17 protein-coding genes and 2 pseudogenes are annotated in these 18,885 nt (G+C 50.4%); 3 read left to right on the forward strand and 16 right to left on the reverse strand.

Features of this window, described 5'->3' with window-relative positions; translation table 11 throughout:
* Nucleotides 1-86: 86 nt before the first annotated feature.
* The 4 genes and pseudogenes from EDM21_RS25545 to EDM21_RS13540 all read right to left on the reverse strand — a co-directional run bounded on the left by EDM21_RS25545 (nucleotide 87) and on the right by EDM21_RS13540 (nucleotide 3,008).
* Nucleotides 87-713 (reverse strand): non-canonical purine NTP pyrophosphatase, encoded by a 627-nt coding sequence (locus EDM21_RS25545; protein ID WP_420850663.1) that lies wholly within the window; start codon nucleotides 711-713, stop codon nucleotides 87-89.
* A pseudogene (locus EDM21_RS13530) lies at nucleotides 699-1,055 on the reverse strand (non-canonical purine NTP pyrophosphatase); the annotation flags it as partial. The pseudogene EDM21_RS13530 and the gene EDM21_RS25545, both read right to left, overlap by 15 nt.
* On the reverse strand, nucleotides 1,048-1,797 hold the full coding sequence (gene rph, locus EDM21_RS13535; protein ID WP_157336244.1) for a ribonuclease PH: 750 nt from the start codon (nucleotides 1,795-1,797) through the stop codon (nucleotides 1,048-1,050). The gene rph and the pseudogene EDM21_RS13530, both read right to left, overlap by 8 nt.
* Nucleotides 1,798-1,964: 167 nt before the next feature.
* A complete protein-coding gene (locus EDM21_RS13540) occupies nucleotides 1,965-3,008 on the reverse strand; it encodes a GerMN domain-containing protein (protein ID WP_157336245.1) in 1,044 nt (347 codons plus the stop codon).
* 372 nt (nucleotides 3,009-3,380) lie between these two features.
* Here EDM21_RS13540 and EDM21_RS13545 point away from each other — a divergent pair, with 372 nt between their 5' ends.
* The gene (locus tag EDM21_RS13545; RefSeq protein ID WP_157336538.1) at nucleotides 3,381-3,845 is read left to right on the forward strand and encodes a phosphatidylglycerophosphatase A family protein; all 465 of its coding nucleotides are present in this window, start codon (nucleotides 3,381-3,383) and stop codon (nucleotides 3,843-3,845) included.
* A gap of 141 nt (nucleotides 3,846-3,986) precedes the next feature.
* Here EDM21_RS13545 and EDM21_RS13550 read toward each other — a convergent pair whose 3' ends face one another.
* The 4 genes from EDM21_RS13550 to EDM21_RS13565 form a co-directional block, all read right to left on the reverse strand.
* Nucleotides 3,987-4,976, reverse strand: coding sequence for an MBL fold metallo-hydrolase (locus EDM21_RS13550; protein WP_157336246.1), 990 nt, complete (start codon nucleotides 4,974-4,976; stop codon nucleotides 3,987-3,989).
* Nucleotides 4,973-5,722 carry a class I SAM-dependent methyltransferase gene (locus EDM21_RS13555; protein ID WP_235918181.1) on the reverse strand — a complete coding sequence of 250 codons (750 nt, stop codon included), beginning with the start codon at nucleotides 5,720-5,722 and terminating at the stop codon, nucleotides 4,973-4,975. Before EDM21_RS13555 ends, EDM21_RS13550 begins: the two co-directional genes overlap by 4 nt.
* A 41-nt stretch (nucleotides 5,723-5,763) precedes the next feature.
* Nucleotides 5,764-6,714 carry a magnesium/cobalt transporter CorA gene (gene corA, locus EDM21_RS13560; RefSeq protein ID WP_157336247.1) on the reverse strand — a complete coding sequence of 317 codons (951 nt, stop codon included), beginning with the start codon at nucleotides 6,712-6,714 and terminating at the stop codon, nucleotides 5,764-5,766.
* A 111-nt stretch (nucleotides 6,715-6,825) separates the two neighbouring features.
* Nucleotides 6,826-7,719 (reverse strand): LysR family transcriptional regulator, encoded by an 894-nt coding sequence (locus EDM21_RS13565; protein ID WP_157336248.1) that lies wholly within the window; start codon nucleotides 7,717-7,719, stop codon nucleotides 6,826-6,828.
* 131 nt (nucleotides 7,720-7,850) lie between these two features.
* Here EDM21_RS13565 and EDM21_RS13570 point away from each other — a divergent pair, with 131 nt between their 5' ends.
* Nucleotides 7,851-8,261, forward strand: a complete 411-nt coding sequence (locus EDM21_RS13570) for a CidA/LrgA family protein (protein WP_157336249.1) — start codon at nucleotides 7,851-7,853, stop codon at nucleotides 8,259-8,261.
* Nucleotides 8,258-8,941 (forward strand): LrgB family protein, encoded by a 684-nt coding sequence (locus EDM21_RS13575; protein ID WP_157336251.1) that lies wholly within the window; start codon nucleotides 8,258-8,260, stop codon nucleotides 8,939-8,941. Before EDM21_RS13570 ends, EDM21_RS13575 begins: the two co-directional genes overlap by 4 nt.
* Nucleotides 8,942-9,553: 612 nt before the next feature.
* Here the strand turns inward: EDM21_RS13575 and EDM21_RS13580 are convergent.
* The 8 genes and pseudogenes from EDM21_RS13580 to EDM21_RS13615 all read right to left on the reverse strand — a co-directional run.
* On the reverse strand, nucleotides 9,554-11,248 hold the full coding sequence (locus EDM21_RS13580) for a family 14 glycosylhydrolase (RefSeq protein ID WP_157336252.1): 1,695 nt from the start codon (nucleotides 11,246-11,248) through the stop codon (nucleotides 9,554-9,556).
* Nucleotides 11,249-11,535: 287 nt separating this feature from the next.
* Entirely contained in the window at nucleotides 11,536-12,261 is a 726-nt protein-coding gene (locus EDM21_RS13585) for a stalk domain-containing protein (RefSeq protein WP_157336253.1), read from the reverse strand.
* Nucleotides 12,262-12,445: 184 nt separating this feature from the next.
* Nucleotides 12,446-14,662 (reverse strand): S-layer homology domain-containing protein, encoded by a 2,217-nt coding sequence (locus EDM21_RS13590; RefSeq protein WP_157336254.1) that lies wholly within the window; start codon nucleotides 14,660-14,662, stop codon nucleotides 12,446-12,448.
* Between the two features lie 290 nt (nucleotides 14,663-14,952).
* Complete coding sequence (locus EDM21_RS13595) at nucleotides 14,953-16,803, reverse strand: discoidin domain-containing protein (protein ID WP_157336255.1); 1,851 nt, start codon at nucleotides 16,801-16,803, stop codon at nucleotides 14,953-14,955.
* A 489-nt stretch (nucleotides 16,804-17,292) separates the two neighbouring features.
* Nucleotides 17,293-17,685 (reverse strand): DinB family protein, encoded by a 393-nt coding sequence (locus EDM21_RS13600; RefSeq protein WP_338043983.1) that lies wholly within the window; start codon nucleotides 17,683-17,685, stop codon nucleotides 17,293-17,295.
* A 123-nt stretch (nucleotides 17,686-17,808) separates the two neighbouring features.
* The gene (locus EDM21_RS13605) at nucleotides 17,809-18,033 is read right to left on the reverse strand and encodes a hypothetical protein (protein WP_157336256.1); all 225 of its coding nucleotides are present in this window, start codon (nucleotides 18,031-18,033) and stop codon (nucleotides 17,809-17,811) included.
* A gap of 108 nt (nucleotides 18,034-18,141) precedes the next feature.
* Nucleotides 18,142-18,408: a hypothetical protein gene (locus EDM21_RS13610; protein ID WP_157336258.1), complete on the reverse strand. Its 267-nt coding sequence runs from the start codon at nucleotides 18,406-18,408 to the stop codon at nucleotides 18,142-18,144.
* 331 nt (nucleotides 18,409-18,739) lie between these two features.
* A pseudogene (locus EDM21_RS13615) lies at nucleotides 18,740-18,832 on the reverse strand (helix-turn-helix domain-containing protein); the annotation flags it as partial.
* Nucleotides 18,833-18,885: the final 53 nt, after the last annotated feature.

Consider the following 18,885-nt stretch of genomic DNA (forward strand, 5'->3'; position numbering starts at 1 on the left):
TAGCTTTCTTCTATAAACACAAAAAACCGGCTTCGCTTGTTAAGCGAAGCCGGTTGCTCTAGCCAAAGACCCGTATCCCTATAAGATCAGATTAACCTCGTCGCATGGCTCTCAAAAAACTGCTGAAGCGCCGCTGCTCTATGACTGATACGGTTCTTCTCCTCCAGCGGAAGCTCAGCCATTGTCATTCCTTGTTCTGTAAGATAGAACAAAGGATCATATCCGAAGCCGCCTGCACCTCGCGGCTCCGCGATCACGAACCCTTCGCATGTGCCCTCCGCTTCCAAGGTGTCCCCGCGAAGCGGGTCCACCAGAGCCAGCGCGCAGACGAAGCGGGCAGGACTCAGTAAAGCAGGGTCCTGCTCCCCAGGCTCTGTGACAGCAGAGGCGCTGCCACTGCCTGCTTGCCCGGTACCGGCAGCGCCGGACCCGGAACCGTCTTCCTGGCGGGCTGCGTCCATGTCCTTGCCGGCAGGGTTACCGTCAACGCGGACGGGGTTACCGTCAAGACGGGCAGGGTTACCGTCAACGCGGACGGAGTTACCGTCAACGCGGACGGGGTTACCGTCAACACGAGCGGGGTTACCGTCAACACGGACGGGGTTACCATGAACACCGCCGGGGCTGCCGCCATGCTGCTCAGGCTCCGTGAAGCTGTCGACAGGGGTCAGGCTCGCATAGCCGGCTGTCCCGCCCGCCTGAGCGGAAGCCATCGCGCCAAGCTCACTGAGCAGCTTGGCGTTGTTCTCGGCATCTGACGCGTGCTCTCCGGCATACCGGGCAGAGTATACGCCCGGGTCCCCGCCGAGCAGGTCTACGCACAGTCCGGAATCGTCCGCGAGTACCGGCAGATTCAGATGCCGGGCAATGATGGACGCCTTGATCCGGGCGTTGTCGGCGAAAGTCGCGCCGTCCTCAATGATTTCGGGCATCGCATCGAAATCATCGAGACTGCGCACTTCCTTGCCGTAGCGGGCAAAATAATGGGCAAATTCGCGAACTTTGCCCTTGTTGCGCGTAGCGATAACAACTACGCCGCCGCTCTCCTCAGGCACGTGCGCCCGTTCCGATCAGCGCGCTCACATGACCCAGTGCTTTACGCTGCTCCTCGATCATTGTGGCAATCCCGCCTTCTGCCAGAGCAAGCAGGCTGTCGAGCTCTTCACGCGAGAAAGAAGCCTCTTCTCCGGTCCCCTGCACCTCTACGAATTTACCGTCCCCCGTCATGACGACGTTCATATCCACATGGGCCTGGGAATCTTCGGTGTACATTAAGTCAAGCAGCGGGCGCCCGCCTACGATTCCAACACTGACGGATGCCAGATAGTCCGTAATCGGAAGACTTTTCAGCTTGCCGTTGTCCACCAGCTTCTGCATCGCCAGAGCCATAGCCACGAAAGCTCCTGTAATGGAAGTCGTCCGTGTACCGCCATCCGCCTGGATCACGTCACAGTCCAGCGTAACCGAACGCTCACCGAGCGCTTCCAAACTTACAACCGAACGCAGGGCCCGTCCGATTAAACGCTGAATCTCCATCGTCCTTCCGCCTAGTTTGCCTCTTGCCGCCTCACGCTGATTACGCACCTGGGTCGCACGGGGCAGCATCGAGTACTCGGCCGTTACCCAACCTTTGCCTTGTCCTTTCATAAAAGGAGGGACTCGCTCTTCTATACTTGCCGTACAAATGACTTTCGTCTCTCCAACTTCTATGAGAACCGATCCTTCGGCATGTTTGATATAATGAGGCGTAATTTTCATATCTCTTAGCTGGTCATTCTGTCTTCCATCGGCTCGCATTATTTGTTTCCTCCTGTTTGGTCGCAGCATCTTTCGTGCAGTATCCACTTCTATCCTTCCTATTGTAGCAAAGGAGCCGGGCAAAAGCACACACAAGTTCAGACAAAAAAAGGGAGAGCAGCCTCTCCCGTGTTTCATGCAGATAGCGGAATCCGCAGCTTCTACGCTTACAACTTCTCCGGATTCGGATTCAAATGCAGCGGCCGGGCAACCGGTTTGCTGTAAGTCTGGTCGTCAGTGGCCTCGACTTTGGCGTTTCCGTTAACCGTAATTTGAACCTGGGACGCTTTGGTGTTCTCGGTCAGGGACAAGATCACTGACTGGAGGCCGTCCGCAGGGGCTTTGAGATTCTCATCCAGCAGTTTATCGGAGAAATTAACCGTCATGACCGAGTCCGAGCTGCTTTTCACATCCAGTACTTGAGCAGATGCATTCAACACGGGCTGAAGTCCTTTGGAGATATTCGGTCCTTTAACAAGCTCCTCCATGACAGTTCGTGCGATATCATCCGTCCGTTTGACCAGACGGGTTACCGGTACATAATATTTGCCTTTATCTGCAGTTCCATTCGTGAAATAAAGCGTGACCGGTGTCGATTGTCCATAATCGATTCCCTGCTGGATTTCCAGATTAATCCCCAGCTTACGGGACAAAGGCTCGTCGAGCGGAGTCCGGGCGACCGGCATCTCTTTCAATTCCTGGCCGTTCAATTTGAGTTTAACCGCGTCAATCGTGGAGAATCCCGTCAAAGCCCATGTAACGCCCTCCATGATTTTTCTTTCTTCTTTGGCCTCGTATTTTTTGAACGCCTGATTGAAATTAACGGTTGCGGTCTTTTCCTTAATATCTACTGAAAGCGTTGTCCCTTCGGGTAGCAGCGCGCTGAAGCCTGCAGGAAGCTGGCTAGCTCCGGGGCCGCCGGCTACCATGTATTCAAGAGTCGTTTTGGCGACGGATTGTGTTTTGGGAAGATCCAAGCTGACCGGAACCACATAGCCCTGCGGATCTTTCGCATAGACGGTCATTTTTGCGGTCTGGGTCGTCTGGGCAGCCGCCCCCTCTTTGCCTGTGCTTACACCCAGCGATGTTTCGATGCCAGCCGGCGGAGCGTCAATCGGCTGAGTCTCCGATGTCCATAGACTGCAGCCGGTACCCACAAGCGCAATAGCTCCCGTCATGGCTGCAGCCTGCACCCAGCGATGTTTTCTCATGTCCAACCCCTCCTAATCAATATGGTACTGCGCAAACCGGTTTGCCGGAGAACAAGCGGAATTTCACGCTGCTCCTGCCCCTCTTCCAGTGCTCCACAACCATTCCAGGACTTCATACCCCTTCTTCCGGCAGCCTCGTCCGCCATCAGATTTGTCCTTCGTAATTCTATGTATACAAGCATGCACCGCGCTTTATGCCGATGTTGTCCGAAAAAGGTGGACGGTCCCAAGACCTGACGCCAGTCCGCTTCCAGTTGTACTTGTTCCTAAATAGTGGGTATACTAGGGTATCGCATCTGAATTGATCATGGAGGAGAGACTAACGTGAAATATGCGCTTGATAGTGAAAAGGTGGCTGTGGCGACCCGGGAGATGCTTGAGAAAAGAGGAGTCTCCACTACAGATATCGCAGAATTGACCTTTTTTTTGCAAAAAGATTATTTCGAAACGTTAACTCTTGAACAATGTCTTGCAAGCGTCGAAGCCGTACTCGGCAAAAGAGAGGTGCAGAACGCGATCCTGACCGGAATTCAGCTGGACATGCTGGCGGAAGAAGGCAAGCTGATTTCTCCGCTGCAGGAAATGATCCAGCATGATGAAGGTTTATACGGATGTGACGAAATTCTGGCCCTGTCCATCGTGAATGTATACGGAAGTATCGGGTTCACGAACTTTGGCTATATTGACAAATTAAAACCCGGCATTCTGAAAAGGCTCAATGATAAAAGCACGTACGAAAAGCATACATTCCTTGATGATATCGTCGGAGCCATTGCGGCGGCAGCCAGCTCCCGGATCGCTCACCGCAAACAATCGGAGGCGGAGCAAATCTTATAATTCACTGCAGCCTGCGGGATGCACAAAAGAACCTTACAGAACCACTTGAATAAGTGATTCTGTAAGGTTCTTTTTAATCAAGTAACCGTACGTACTTTAATAATTTCCGTCCAGTATCATCCATGAAGAGCGGAGCATTTCTTAAGCCGAGTAGACGGTCATGCCGCCGGCTTCTCCCGCACGGACACGTCCGCCCAACTCCAGGCGGACCGTGTGGGCGATGGTCTCGGCCATCGCGAAGCGCAGCTGGTGCAGCGACAGACGGTCGCCGAACGTCGCACGGCACAGCTCGTATGCGGTCATCGGCTGCCCGCGCAGCTTCTCCGTCATGCTCGCCAGCCGCTCCTCATGGTGGCGGATCAGCTCCAGCGCCCTTTCGCTGAAGCCCGCGAAAGGATCGCGATGGCCTGGATAAGCCATTCGGACCTTGAGCTTGCCTATCTCTTCCAGGCTGCTCAAATACGCGCCGAGCGGGTCCGCTTCCACGCCGGGCATGAAGCTGATGTTCGGCGTGATCCGCGGCAGCACATGGTCGCCGCAGAAGATTTCTTCCGCCCCCGCGTCGTAGAAGCAGAGATGCCCCGCCGCATGTCCCGGCGTCTCGATCGCTTCGTACTCCGCATCTCCGAGGCGGACGCGGTCACCGGGCCGCAGCGCCGTCATCGACGGCTGCGGCGATACAAGCGGGACGAAGCTGTCCATATGCTTCGTCAGCTGTTCGCACAGCGCGGCATCCATGCCGTGCTGTGCGAACAAATCCGTGAGCAGCCGCGTCATCGGCTGCCCGGGCCCCCACAGGAGCGCAGCTTGCTCTATACCGGTTTCCGACAAGTAAACCGGCGCATCCGTGCGCTCCTGCAGCCACCCCGCCATCCCGTAATGGTCGGGATGGTGGTGGGTCAATACGACCTGCCCGATGCGGTCGTACGGGATGCCCAGCTGCGGAAGAACGGTGGTCCACAGTTCTTCCGCAGCTTCCGTGCGCAGTCCGGGGTCCAGGATCGTGACCCCGCCGGCGCTGCCTTGCAGCACGTAGCTGTTGACCCAGCGCAGCGGGAACGGCAGCGGAACCTTGACCTGCCACAATCCGCGGCGGAGCTCCTTCACGGGTGCAGATGCCGGTGTGTTCATTGCGGCACGCTCCCTGTCCGGCTGCCTACAAAGATCATCCGGGCTGAAGTCTCTGGCTCGTAAGCACTGCCGTCATAACCGCCATACACATGGTCGACTCTCAAACCGGCTTCTTCAAGCATCTTCAGGAAAGCATCCCGCTCGTACAGCCGGACTTGTTCGGAATAGTCCCGCTCGCCATGCTCTTCGTCCTGGATCGAAATTTTTTTGCGCACATACCCGTCTTCTATGTATCTCGTTTCTTCTATACGCTGTCCTTCTTCTTCACGCAGAGAATGCGGAACCAGATTCTGCTTTACAAAGTCCGGATTCAGGAAGTCAATAATAAACCGGCCTCCGGGCTTGAGCAGCCGCGCAATCTCTCCCGGGACGCGCCCGTTCTCCTGGTCATTCTCGAAATAACCGAAAGAAGTGAACAGATTGACGACCGCGTCGAAAGTGCGGTCCACCGGCACACAGCGCATATCTCCCTGCATCCAGGCGACGCGGCCTTCCTGATCCTGTTTGCGTGCTTCCTCCAGCAGGACTTCCGACAGGTCCACCCCTGTCACGTTGTAGCCCAAATCAGCCAGCGCCAGCGAATGACGGCCCATGCCGCAGCACAAATCAAGTACTTCAGCGCCCTTGGGCAGATCCAGCCAGTCGATCATTTTTTTAACCTCCGCATAAGCCCCCTCAAAATTACGGTGTTTGTACACTAGCAAATAGTCTTTGCCGAAGCTTCTGCGGAACCATTCTTCGTTCAAATTCTCATCCCCGTTTCTCTGTGATTAAGTCCATCTCCCGCTTAATCGAACCACCCTTTACGTTTAAACCAATAAAACATCATAGCGGCCACTGCCAGCATAACTCCAAGCACAATAAAGTAACCGGACTGCCAGTGAAGCTCCGGCATATTGTCAAAATTCATTCCATAAATTCCAGCCATGAAGGTCAGCGGCATAAAAATCGTCGTAATTACCGTCAAGGTTTTCATAATATTATTCATCCGGTATGAGTTCAGAGAAACGAAATTCTCCCGCATATCCGCCGTCGTATCCCGGACGGAATCTATCATTTCCGATAGTTTTAAGAGGTGATCGTGAATATCCGAGAAATAAACATGCTGCTCTTTGATGTGCGGAATCCTCTCCGAACTTAAGACCCGGTAGAGCAAATCTCTCATCGGTACAATGGTGCGCCTGAGCTGGACAAGCTTAGTCCGAATGTCAAAGACGCGCCTCATCAGCGTATGGATGGAGTTGCCTTTCTGATCGGAATCGAATTCGTTCATTTCATCTTCAAGCTTATGCACACTCGGAAAAAAATCATCCACCAGTTTGTCCATAATCAGGTACGCCCCGAAGGACGCCCCCTTGTCCCAATAGGCCGCGTTCTGTTGGAACTTGCGCCAGGCCCCGTCAATCTCCTTCAGTTTCGTAAAATGAAACGATACCAGAAACTTTGGCGCCAGAAAAAGATCGACCTCATATGCAGCCAGTGTCGAGGGATGAATAGAATGCAGGACAAAAAAGTGTACGTCCCCGTAATGATCCAGCTTGGGTCTCTGGAGCCGGTGCATGCAGTCTTCCACAGCAAGCGGATGAAAATGAAAATGCCGGTCCAGCAAGAGAGCCTCTTCCTCCGTAGGGCAGTCAAAGTCTACCCAGTACCACTCTATATGATCTTGATCCAGTTCATCCAAAGGAAGGTCGAAGAGCAGCTCCATGCTGCGTGTAACAGCCATTGTGCGGATCATAGCGCTCCTCATTTCATTCAAAATCTCTTATACAAAATTTTGAAAACATTTCTATTATCGTATCATGTTTCATTAGGAAACAAAACCGATAAACCACTTCTTTATTACGCCTTAACATTCAGGTTTAAACAGCCATTCCCTGGAAAATCTCAGCCACTCCCTGGCAGCGAAAGAAAGGTATCCATCCTTGCGCCAGATCATTGCCAGATGCCACTGTATGCTCGGGGACACCAGAGTAATGTCTACGACTTTCGCAGGGTCAAGCCTCCGGCAAATAGTTTCGGGCAGCAGCGCTACACCCAGACCCGCACCGGCCATGGCGCTCAGGAAGTCCCACTGTGAGCTCTCATAGATAATATCCGGTTTGAATCCGGCCTGAATGCACGCCTGCGGTATTCTTTCATATAGAGTAAAGTCCTCCTGGAACATGAGAAAAGGTTCGCGGCTCAGCTCGGCCAGGCGTACGGATTTCCGGTTCGCGAGCCGGTGCTCCTTGTGAACCACCAGCCGCAGTTCTTCTTTGACAAAAGAAAACTGGTCGAACTTCAGCGGATCAACGGGAAGAACCGCAACGCCAAGATCCAGGCTGCCATTCTCGACTTCCTGCTCCACCGTCCGCCCTCCCTCCTCGATTAGACGGATGCCGATCCCCGGATACAGACGGTGGAAGGCCGCGATCAGCTCCGGGAAGAACGGAGCCCCGATCATCGGAGGCAGACCTATGCGGATCTGCCCCTTGCGCATCGACACGACATCCCCCAACTGGACGGACAGCTGTTCTACGGAACGGACGATCTGCTGCGCCTGCGCCAAAACGGCTTCGCCCGCGTCAGTCAGCACGATTTGACGGGATGACCTGTCGAACAGATCGACCCCCAGCTCCTCTTCCAGCGTACGGATCATTTTGCTGATCGTCGGCTGCGTTACATGGAGCGCTTCAGCCGCTTTCGTAAAGCTGCGGCGTTTGGCCGTCTCCAGAAAATATTGCAGGTGACGAACGTCCATGAGTATTTTCTCCTTTGCTGCATACGTTGTTACCCCTTCCATAGAGAAAAGGAATGAAAGCCATTCGATATATGTATTTTACCTATCTAATTCCCGGAAGTATACTCATGGAACAGGAAGGGGTTTTCCGGATGACACAAGGATGGAAAGTACTACAACCGCTGACCCGAACGATCAGTCAAATTGCTCTTTTGTTCGGCTTTGCTTATTTCGGCAGCCTGCTGTCGAAGGTGCTGCATCTCCCGGTACCCGGCAGTATTGTAGGCATTGCACTAGTATTTGCCGCTCTGCATTTGGGCTGGGTGCGGCTGGAGTGGATTGAACAAGGAGCGGATTATCTCCTCTCGAAGCTGCTGTTATTTTTCGTGCCGCCTGCGGTCGGCATTCTGGAATATAAAGAAATGTTCACCATGTCGGGAAGCCGGTATGTGCTGATTATCATTGTCAGCACGTTCGCCGTCATGGCCAGCACGGGCCTGGTAGCCGAATTTATAGGAAAGCGCCGCGGTACGAAAGCCGAGAAGGAGGATGCCGCAGCATGAATGCTACCGGACTAATTTATTTAATCGTTACCATAGCGGTATTCTGGGGAGCGAATAAGCTGTACCAGCGTACGCGCAAAGCTTATCTGACCCCGCTGCTCGTAGCGCCTGTGCTGCTGATGGCTATGCTGTACTTCACCGGCACGCCGGTTGAAGTATATAGCGGCGGCACCCGCCCGCTTACCGAACTGCTGCAGCCGGCGACGGTGGCCTTCGCCATCCCGCTGTACCGCCAGTTCAAGCTCCTCCGCAAGCACGCGGTGGTGCTCGTAACCGGCGTCCTGTGCGGTTCGGTGGTCGCTGTGCTGACCTCGGTCCTGCCTGCGGGGTGGATCCATGCGAGCCCGCAGATGATCGAGAGCGTCGCGCCGCGGTCGATCACCACTCCGATCGCGATGGAGATATCGCGGTCGCTCGGCGGTATTCCCTCGATCACCGCAGTCTTCGTGGTGATCACCGGCGTCTGCGGCTCGATCATCGGGCCGCTGGTCATCCGCTCGCTGCATATACGCAGCGGCATATCCCGCGGCCTGCTGCTCGGCATGGGCGCCCACGGGGCCGGCACGAGCAAAGCCCGCGAGCTCGGCAGCGAGGAAGGCGCCGTCGCCAGCGTCGCGATGATTCTCGCCGCGCTGTTCACGCTGGGGCTGATCCAGCCGATGATGGCGCCGTTCTCGTAAGCGGCGCTGAACGGCATGGCGCCGCTGTGCAGCCTTTCCGAGAGGATCAGCCGCTGCACAGCAAGTGCAGATGATCTTCCAGTGCCGGGATCTCTTTGGGAGGTCGGTCACTGCTGTTGTGAGTGCATAAGCGGCGGGGTGTTCTGATGGCGGGACACGGAGCGCTGGTACATGAAGTTTTATTTCCTATAGGTATCTCAGAACCACACTCTAAACACTGCTAATAGCCGTTTGCTGTATGTTTTTTTGTAACAAAGTAATAAGCTCTTTACCTAAAAGACTTCCCTATCCACCTGAGTGGGTACGGAAGTCTTTTTGAGGTTAGGGTTCGGTTATGCAGTTCACGGTTCAAGAGTTCACAGTTTCATAAGTTCATGGTTTAAGGTCTCATAGTTTATGGTTTATGGTTTATGGTTTATGGTTTATGGTTTATGGTTTATGGTTTATGGTTCACGGTTCATGTTTCATGTTTCATGTTTCAAGGCTCATGAGTTAGTATTTCATGGCTCACAGTTCCATAAGTTCATGGTTTCATGTGCTCCTGGGAGTCCCAGTATTCCAATTATCCATACGTTTACTTTAATCTATCCAAGCTCATGAAACTTCCGGCATCTAGGAGGCTTTAGCCGTTAAAGCACCTGTCGGAGCTCCCGCCGTTATTTTACCCGCTGCCCCGTTGGTTCCGGGTGTATAGGTGTAGGTTCCCTTGTTAAAGAAGTAATTGGCGGCGTTGTTGCTGTCCCAGCTGCTACTGCCGTCGTTAAAACAAGCTTCCAATTGGGCGGCCGATCCGATAGGGAGCGTAATTTTGGCATAACCGCTGACTTCCGAGTCATTCATTCGTACTCCCGGAACATTCGTCCATGTTCCGCCTGCGGGGCGATAGTGAATGTAAGGCGTACTGAAGCCTTTCTTGTAATACAGCGTTACAGATCCGGTTGTGCCGTCAGCCGGTTTGGCATGAGTGATCACATACTGTTTGAAATTAGCCATTTCCCCTGTGACGGAACCGTCCGGATTGACCACGTTAGCCAGACGAAGCAGCGTAAATCCGCTGTAGCCGTATTTCGTAATCTTATCTTCAATCTTCTTGAAAGCGGCAGTGCCCGATGCCGGGAGAGCATTTTCTCCGTTAAGGCGTACTCCTTTGGCTCTGGCAATAGCCGAGACTTGATCGACCAGCGTAGAAGGCATGGAATAGTTCGGCGCCGAACCGCTGTCGGACATTTCCAGACAAGTGAAGGTCAAATCCAGGTTGTTGTCTTTAAATTTCTGAATAAGCCGGTTGTAATCATAATACCCTGCTGCCTGTTCCGCGCTGTGCGGCATGGAAGGACTCGTCATCTGCCAGTGCACCCCGGATACTTTGGCACCGATCGGTACGCCGAATACCGGGTCCAAACTTTTGTGAGCTGCGCTGCCGATGACCCCGAGATGATTTTCCAGAACGCTCTGGTACCAGGACAAAAAATCTTTGCCGTAGGCCGTCTTATATCCGCCTCCCGTGTAGAAACCGTCTCCGTCACCCGGAGGATTAATCTGGCTTGCTTTCGTTAAGCTAAGTCCCCATGCCTGATTGACTCCGCTTAGTGATCCGTATTTGGCCAGCATGGCTTGACGGAATGCATTCTTCGCCGTTTCCGTATACGTCTGGAATTTACCTCTCGAAGGATAGCTCCAACCCGCCGCCGCATTATAGGATGGGAACCGGAGCTCTCCGGCTGGGCCCCCGCTCAAATAAATTTTGGGAATAATCGCTTTATATGTAGCAAAATTAGCTGCAAAAGAACTGTACAGCTCCGTGTACTGCTTACCGGTCCCGCTCCAGAAGGGCGATACGGCCTCATTGTTGACATAGCCGGTTTCGTTCTTGAACTGCATTTCATCCGCGGTTCCTTTGCTCCACAACCAGTTCGGAAGCGGAATATTGCAGTCGTCACCCACGTTGCCTCCGCATTTATGAGTCGAGAGAATAGGAACCCATTTCAGGCCCACTTCTTGTACGGCACTCGCATAGGTCTTGTAGTAGCTCCAGTCAAACTGGTTATCTCCTGCGCTTTCGACCATTCCCCACCAGACATCGGTTGTAATGGCGTACACTCCGTTACTTTTCAAAGTACGCAGCTGGTTCTTGAACGCATTCCAATCCGTTACTTTGGTCAAAGGCCCCATCACCGAAGCCTGAAAATCATTGGCTGGCGCCGCTTCCGTCTTCACGGTTCCGAAACCCAGAACGGAAGCAACAATAAGAATGAGGCTCAGAAGCTGCAAAGCGGCTTTTTTTAATTCTTTTGTGGTTGCTGCCATTGTATGCACCCTTTCTTGTTTAATATATCCCACTTACTACTATAGGATCATCGAGCCGGAAGTATGAATTCTCTCCTTTTGTTGAAATCGCTCACAATTAAATATATGAAAATGGAGGGGTTCAGAACGACCTCTTCAATTGTGGAACTAGTGGATAATTTTGTGGAAATTCCTGAACTCCTTTTTTTCGTAACAAAAAAAAGCATCCGGTAAAGACGTGTTGTTACACACTCTTACTCACATGCTCTTCTCTCGAATGGGTTAGTGGGTTATACATCTTCTATTTGTTATTTCTCTGTCAGGTTCAGATAGTAGTTTTGCAGACTCAGCCAGGCGCTTAGATCCTCGTAGCCTTTGGCATCCCGCGTACCTGCCTCCAGGTCGGGCTTCTCCGCTTTTACGACGGTATAGACATATTGCCCGCTCTGTTTAAGCACTGCGCCTGCGCCCGGCTCCGTTTTCTTCTTCTCCCAATCCGCCGCCTTGTAGACTTCAATTCTAGCGATCTCATCATGCAGCCGATGGACATTCTCATCCTGAATCATGTACTGCACGAACACAACGGATTGCACCCGCTTATCCAAACTGCTGTCTTCTTGAATGGTTTTCAAATTCTCATCCGACAAAATGTCCAATCTAAGATTGTGAACCCAGGCAGGTACTTGAAAGGTATATCCGTATTGATTCAGAACTTCTGCCTCATCTTCACTAACTGTTATGTAAGGGCTGTCTGTAAGCGTAACACGATTGTTCGCGCCGTCCCATGAAACTTCCATATCCAGCGAATTTGCAATAGATCTTGCCGGCAGATAGGTGTTCCCTTCGTACGTGATCGGCTGCAGAACATTACCCTGCTCATCTTTCATCACGGAGACAATTCCGTTCACTTCCACTTGCAGAGACTTGTTCAAATAAGCCTGAATGACGTCCAGATTCGATGCTGCATAAGCTCCGACCGATGCTCCGACTAACAAGGCGGCGCTAAGGCCCCCTGCAAGGATCCATTTTTTCATAGGTACAGCTAGCCTCCTCTTTACTACCTTTCTTCATTTTACATTTTTAATAGAAAAGAGTAGTTACAGACAATTAACAATTGGATGCCTGAGGAAGACTTGCAGGCAAACACAAAAGCCCTCCCCCGTCAGGGGGAAGGCCGGAGCTGACTACGTGATGCAATTGCCGGAATAGATCGGTTCCTTACTTGTCATTACGGTATACATTACGTGTTACGGTCGTTGTTTTACCGAACTTATTGGAAGCGACAACTTTGAACTCGTTGACTCCTTTTTTGAGAGAGAGCTCTTCCGAGAAGGAACCGCTGTAAACATAAATTTTACGATCATTGAAATAAACGACCGGGTAATTGTCATTCTTGTCAGAGATTGTCCCCGTAATCGTTACTGAATTCAGCGCCGTATTCACCGGGAAGTAATTTAATGTGATAAGGGGAGCGTCTGGCTCGAACGTTATGGTTTTGGTCACGCTGCTGGTCTTGCCCGCTTTATTGGTAACCTGAATAGTAAATGTATTCACACCATCCGCTAAGGTCACTTGCTCCGAGAAGGCTCCGCTGTACAAGTATATCTTCTTTTCATTGAGATAAACCACCGGGTTGCTGTCGTTCTTATCCGTCACGTTCCCGGAAATCGTTATGGACTTTGTTGTAGATCTCTCAGGCAAGCTGTTGACCTTAATGACAGGGCCTCCCGCGTTTAAGGTCACGCTTTTGACGATCGTGGTCGTTTTGCCGATCTTATTCTCCGCTCTAAAGGTGAGCGTGTTCTCACCCTCTTCCAAATATACTTTCTGGGAGAAAGAACCGCTGTAAGAAGTTACAAAGAGTTCCGTGCCATTCAAGTAAACCACGGGGTAACTGTCGTTCGAGTCCGTAACCGTACCGGATACTGTAATGCTGTCAAGTTGAGTAGACTCCGCCAAGGCATTAATCTTGAGTACAGGTCCGCCGGCATTAAACGTGACTTTCTTAACCACTGTCGTTACTTTGTCATTCTTATTCTCTGCGGTGAAGGTCAGGATGTTCTCTCCTTCAGAGAGTTTAACCTTCTTGGTAAAAGAACCGTCATAAGAGAATACGAATAGCTCCTCATCGTTCAGGTAAACGACCGGGCTGCTGTCATTCGGGTCTGTAACGGTACCGGATACTGTAATGATGTCGGATTGGGTCGTGTCTGCTACCGAATTAATCTTCAACACGGGGCCTCCTGCACGGAGCGTCACGGTCTTGGTGATTACGGTTTCTTTATCCGCTTTGTTCTTAGCTTTAATCGTGAAGGTATTTTCTCCATCTTTAAGGGTTACCTTGCGGGTAAAAGAATTGTCCCACGAGCTTACATACAGCTTCTCGTCGTTAAGATAGACCGCGGGGCTGCTGTCATTCACATCTTTGACCGTACCCGAGATTGTAAAGGATTCGTTGGTGACGGTCTCCGGAGTATCGTTTAATTTGAGAACCGGACCACTCGTCTTATACGTAATCGTTTTGGTCACGCTGCTCGTCTTGCCGCTCGGAAGCTTGGCCACGATATGCACATCGTACGTACCTTCTTCCTCCAGTTTGAAGCCTTCTTTAAAGGCACCGTCAACGACTGCTGTACTTTCATCGTTAATCTTTACTTTAGCATCCCGGTGCGTTTTGCCCGAAATATAGAACGTGCCGTTCTCCGTTTTCTCCGGCATGCTGACTTCCAGCATCGGTCCATCTGCCTGATCCTGGGCGGAAGACTTGATAACGCGGAACAGTAAAGTCGCTACCTCAGCCCGGGTAATCGGCTGCTGCGGTCTGAATGTAGCATCATCATATCCGCTGATCAGCTGTTTCTCTGTCGCAATGGCAACATAGTCTCTGAGTGCGTACGAAATCTCATCGGTATCGTAAAAATTATGGGAAAGGGTATTGCTGTCTTCCACATCATTGGGGGAATAACCCAAAGTTTTGACGAGCGCGACTGCAACATCTTCCCGGGTCGCCTTAGTTTCCGGGCTGAAGAAAGCTTTCCCTTTAGGGGGATAGTATCCTGTCAAGAATTCCTTGGTTCCTTCAATGTATTCATAAGACCATTTGTCCGGAAAAACATCCGAGAAAGTCGGTGTTCCCGGTTTCTGCAAATCGAGGGAAAATGTAAGTGCAATAAGCTTGGCAAATTCTTCTCTGGTGATGGATTTCTCAGGCTGGAACGAGGAGTCTTCGTAACCGCTAATGATGCCTTTCTTCGCCATATCATAGATTGCGTCGTTAGCCCAGTGGTTGTTCACGTCAATAAATACAATGTTCTGATTGATCGTGCCGCCATTGACGGCCTGGTTCTGCAGGATGTTCTCCGCATAAGCATTCGTGCTTAGCATCAGCATACACACCGCAAGAAAAACACTCATTACCTTGTGTAAGGATTTCATATACAACCTTCTTTCTCTAGTCATTACGATAAAATAGGTACTAATACCTATATTATAGAGGAAAATGCTGGATTCATGTAGAACTTTCGAACGTTCCAGTTGTCATTCATATGACTTTTTGACTAATACTGAGATATCTGGTAGAATCGCGCCTTTAAGTACTAAACTCTACATTCAAAAAGACACCCGGAACAAAAGCATGACTAGCACATGCCTTTATTACGGGTGTCCGGAATACATTATTCTAGCAATCTACTCTATGTTTCAGAGCGAATCCGCTTTGCTTATCACTAATCGAACAAATGAATATCTGCAAGCTGCAGAATCGTGCCGCTGTTATTGCTTAAGTCAAATTTGTAATAACTATAAGCAGTGGTGTTGTTAACGGCAAAGGTTCTGGTCTCCATGCGGTTGGCAAAATCTTCATTGCTGCGGGTGTCAACCACGCTCCAGTTCACGCCATCATTAGAGCCTGATACGATCCAATTCAAAGGATCCCGATCCGGCTCGTCATTAGCCGACGTAATGGAATAAGACTTAACGGCATAGGCGGTATTCCCTGCAAACTGATACTGAAGGGATGCACTGCTGTTAAAAGTCAGCCACTTCGTCGCTTCGTTGTTATCGAATGCATTCTCTTTGGTCTCGCCTGCAGGACTGTCATTCGTACTTGCCGTGACAGTTCCGCCGGTGGTCAAACCGGGAGCTTTCTTGTACATCCGGAAAAACGGGCTGTTATTCAAGGCAGGCGCACTCACCGGGTCCCATGCCGGAAGCTCATTCTCACCGAAGACATAGCCGGACGCATCCTTTGTGACAACAAACCGGTGCAAGTAATCGAAGCCCCGCTGCATAATGGAATTGGGTCCACCCTCATGCGGAAGACCGAAAGCATGGCCTAGTTCATGCAGAGCTGCGCCGTAACCGACGGATAACCCGGCTTGTACGGTAGAAACATTCTCGCCCAGGAACTTGGCGTCTACCGGACTCGCGCTGCTAAATTTACTCGTGATCTGAGTTTCGTTGTCCGGATACAGCCAGACCGTCGAGCCTCCGAACACACCGTAATCCCCGCCCCCGAGCGCAATGTGCGCATACATATAATCCTCAGCCGCATCGTATTTAGTAAAACCGACGAAGGCTAGATTCTTAGTGCCTGCCTGAGGATACTGCTGCGGAACTGCGGCTGCAACTTCCCAATAGAGATTATCCTTGTTATAGGTTTTGTTATAATAATAAGAAGTCGGGTAAAGGCTCCTCAGCACATGTACGTCCACTTTCCCGGTCGTCTCATTCATTTCCAGATTGAACGTTTTGCGGCCGTTCCCGTTGCGGTTCATAGAATCAGCCGTAAAAGATTGCACCATTTTCATATAAGTACTGAGCTTGGCTGCATAATTCTGCGGATCGTTCGGAAGCTGAGTCTGGTACTGTGTACTGCCATCTTCAGGAACATACCAGAAAATACGCGTCACCGCATCATTCGTTTGAGGCTCATAGATTAATTTGAGTGTAATCTGGCTGGCTCCGCTTTGGATCACCAGATTGTTCTCTCCGGGCACCAGATCGGCAAACACTTTGAAATTGCCCTGCGCCGCATCCCCTTGCATAACCTTGGTGTCACGGGTGGAAGACGTATTCGTCAAGGTGACCGACGTAGCCGTCGTATTGTTGAGCGTTCCGCGAATAAGCGGCAGCGCGTACCCGATTGACTCGTTATCGGTAAAGTTCGTTACTTTGAATACCGGAGCAGGTCCGGGAGGGTTCGATCCCGTCGTCACTGTAACGGTAACCGGCTGACTGGAGGTCACTCCGCTGCTGTTAATCAGCTCGACTTTGTATGTATAGGTCCCGGCCGGCTTGTAGCTGATCGCCTTGGCAGCGTGCTGCGCCTGCGGCGAATTAGCTGTCAGCGCCTGCGTGTCGATCAAACTATTATTCTCGTAAAATTTGACCGACGTTCCGTTCTCTCCCCACCACATGTTCATGGTGATCGTGTAGTTGCCGTCTCCATCCGTGTTATCATGCGTTAATGTCGGTGTTCCCGGCGCACCGCCAGCGGCAAGGACCGGACTTACCGGTGTACCTGCTGCTAACAGCACGATCAAGCAGCTCATCATGATCCATTTCAGTACTTTCATTGCTCTCTCCCACTTCCTGTTTCTCTATTTGTATAAAATCGTTACATTCCCTTCCTGTACATGTACCGTCAACAGCTCTGCTAGTACGAGCCCCTGTCGTGCACGTATTCAAAATGCGCTTCAAAAAGGAAATGATAACCATTTCAGTTTATGCGCAATAGATATGGCAAGCAAGATAATAATTGGATTTCTCTATTAACATTTGGTAAAAATGAACATAGCAGACACAAAATATACCAAGTATTCCTCTGCGAATTATAAAAATTATCTTCTGATCGATAAAAAACCTCTGCAGAACCATCCGGAAAAGGATGATTCTAAAAAGGCTCACTTGCGCACCTGTTACATTAGCTAGCGGATTGACCATCCCGAACGTTCAATAAGTGAGGTGATTTGGGCAAGATGATGCCGCCCATGCCAGGCATACCTGTGAACGGCCGTATCCAGATTCATTTCACCGTGAGCGGGACTTGTGAAGGTTCTTTCGAATTATGAGGGGTGTAAAGAATGAAGTAAAACTGCAAACCGGCTGTGAAGTGATTCCAGCAGAACCAGCGAAGTTTCGACAGGTGCGGAATAGTCGTTTAGTTCCGCCCACAGATCCTCCCTGTAAGAACTCGCAGCAGGAAGATCCTCGGTCAGTGCTCTTTTGAAACGAAGAAAAGCGTTCATGTCATTATCCGCCATGTGATGAATGACCTGCTGGACCGTCCAGCCGCCTGGCCGGTAAGGTGTAAGCAGCTGCTCGGAAGTTAAATCGTGTACGGTGTGCCTAAGGATTCCCGGGATTGCCGCAATATCTTCTATCCACTTCTTACGCTGCTGTGACGTTGGATTCGGTACCGGTTCGAATAGCCCGATCGGATAACGGAAACGATCCATCCTGCTTCTCCCCCTTAGTGATCCATGAATCCTTTATACATTCTGGGATCGCTTCTTTTTTCCTCCTGGTATAACTAAAAAAAAGCCCACCATTGAGTGAACTCTTTCCGTTATTTCCAGCGGCTAGGGTTGTTGAGGTGTTATATCTTCTGTGAGCACTTCATAAATTAGTTCCCCCGGAATCTGGTCCTCACTTTTAATGGATGACATAAACACAACCGTCATTTTCTGTTTCCAGTGTCCTCCATTCACTATGATTACATTCTCATGCTGAGTCACAACCGTTTCTGGTGAACTGTACATGGAAATCATCATGAAGACTTTAAAAAGTATCTGTTCGACCGTCACAATGCACTACCCCTTTTAGTTATTGAAATTGTTTTTCGAGTTTGACAGTTCGGCATTCGCCGCTCCCTTTGTATGTATGCTCAGCAACAGATTGACTGCCCCTGATAACTAACCCTTTATCAATTCCTTTTCTCTCAGGTCCAGGTCCTTTTTCATTAAATCAAGTTCTAAAATCTTTAAATCCAGCTCCCTATTTCTCAATTCTAACTCTCTCTTGCCTGGAACTGCCATGTTCATTACTACAAATGCATTAAATAAGGTACTGAAGAAAAAAACATAAACCATGTTATCCTTTATCGCCTCATTGAAAAATGCAGCAATGGATACCCCAACAACAATTGCATTCATTATCACTAACGATAAATGTCTCACCATGTTCTCCCCCCTAACACACATCCACCTAAATAATGGGCATTATTTTATGGTATTCGCCATGCACTTCAATGATCCTTCATAATTTAGGACTAAGGACCTAATTTTTCGGTTTATAATCATCTTATTTGGTGTTTCTGTATGGATTGTCATAGATTATTTCGTCTGTAATAGATAATTGAAGTCTTTCATGTTTATTACAACCCTCATCCCTTTACTACAGCCCCCATCGGACAATTTTAAAGTTACCTCGCAAACCATAAAAAAACCTCTTCAGGATCATCCGGTAAGCGGATCATTCTAAAGAGGGTTTCCCCTGGCAAGGGCTGCTTCGTCAGATTTTAAGTTCGCCGAGCTTAATTAGTTCGACTACCGCCTGTGAATGACCTTTTACGTTCAATTTTTGCATGACATTGGAGATATGGTTATCTGTCATAAAATACGTTATGATAATATGCTTATCATCAGAAGTGTATCGGT

The organism is Paenibacillus lutrae (assembly GCF_009757775.1).
In the GTDB taxonomy this organism is placed as follows: domain Bacteria; phylum Bacillota; class Bacilli; order Paenibacillales; family NBRC-103111; genus Paenibacillus_F; species Paenibacillus_F lutrae.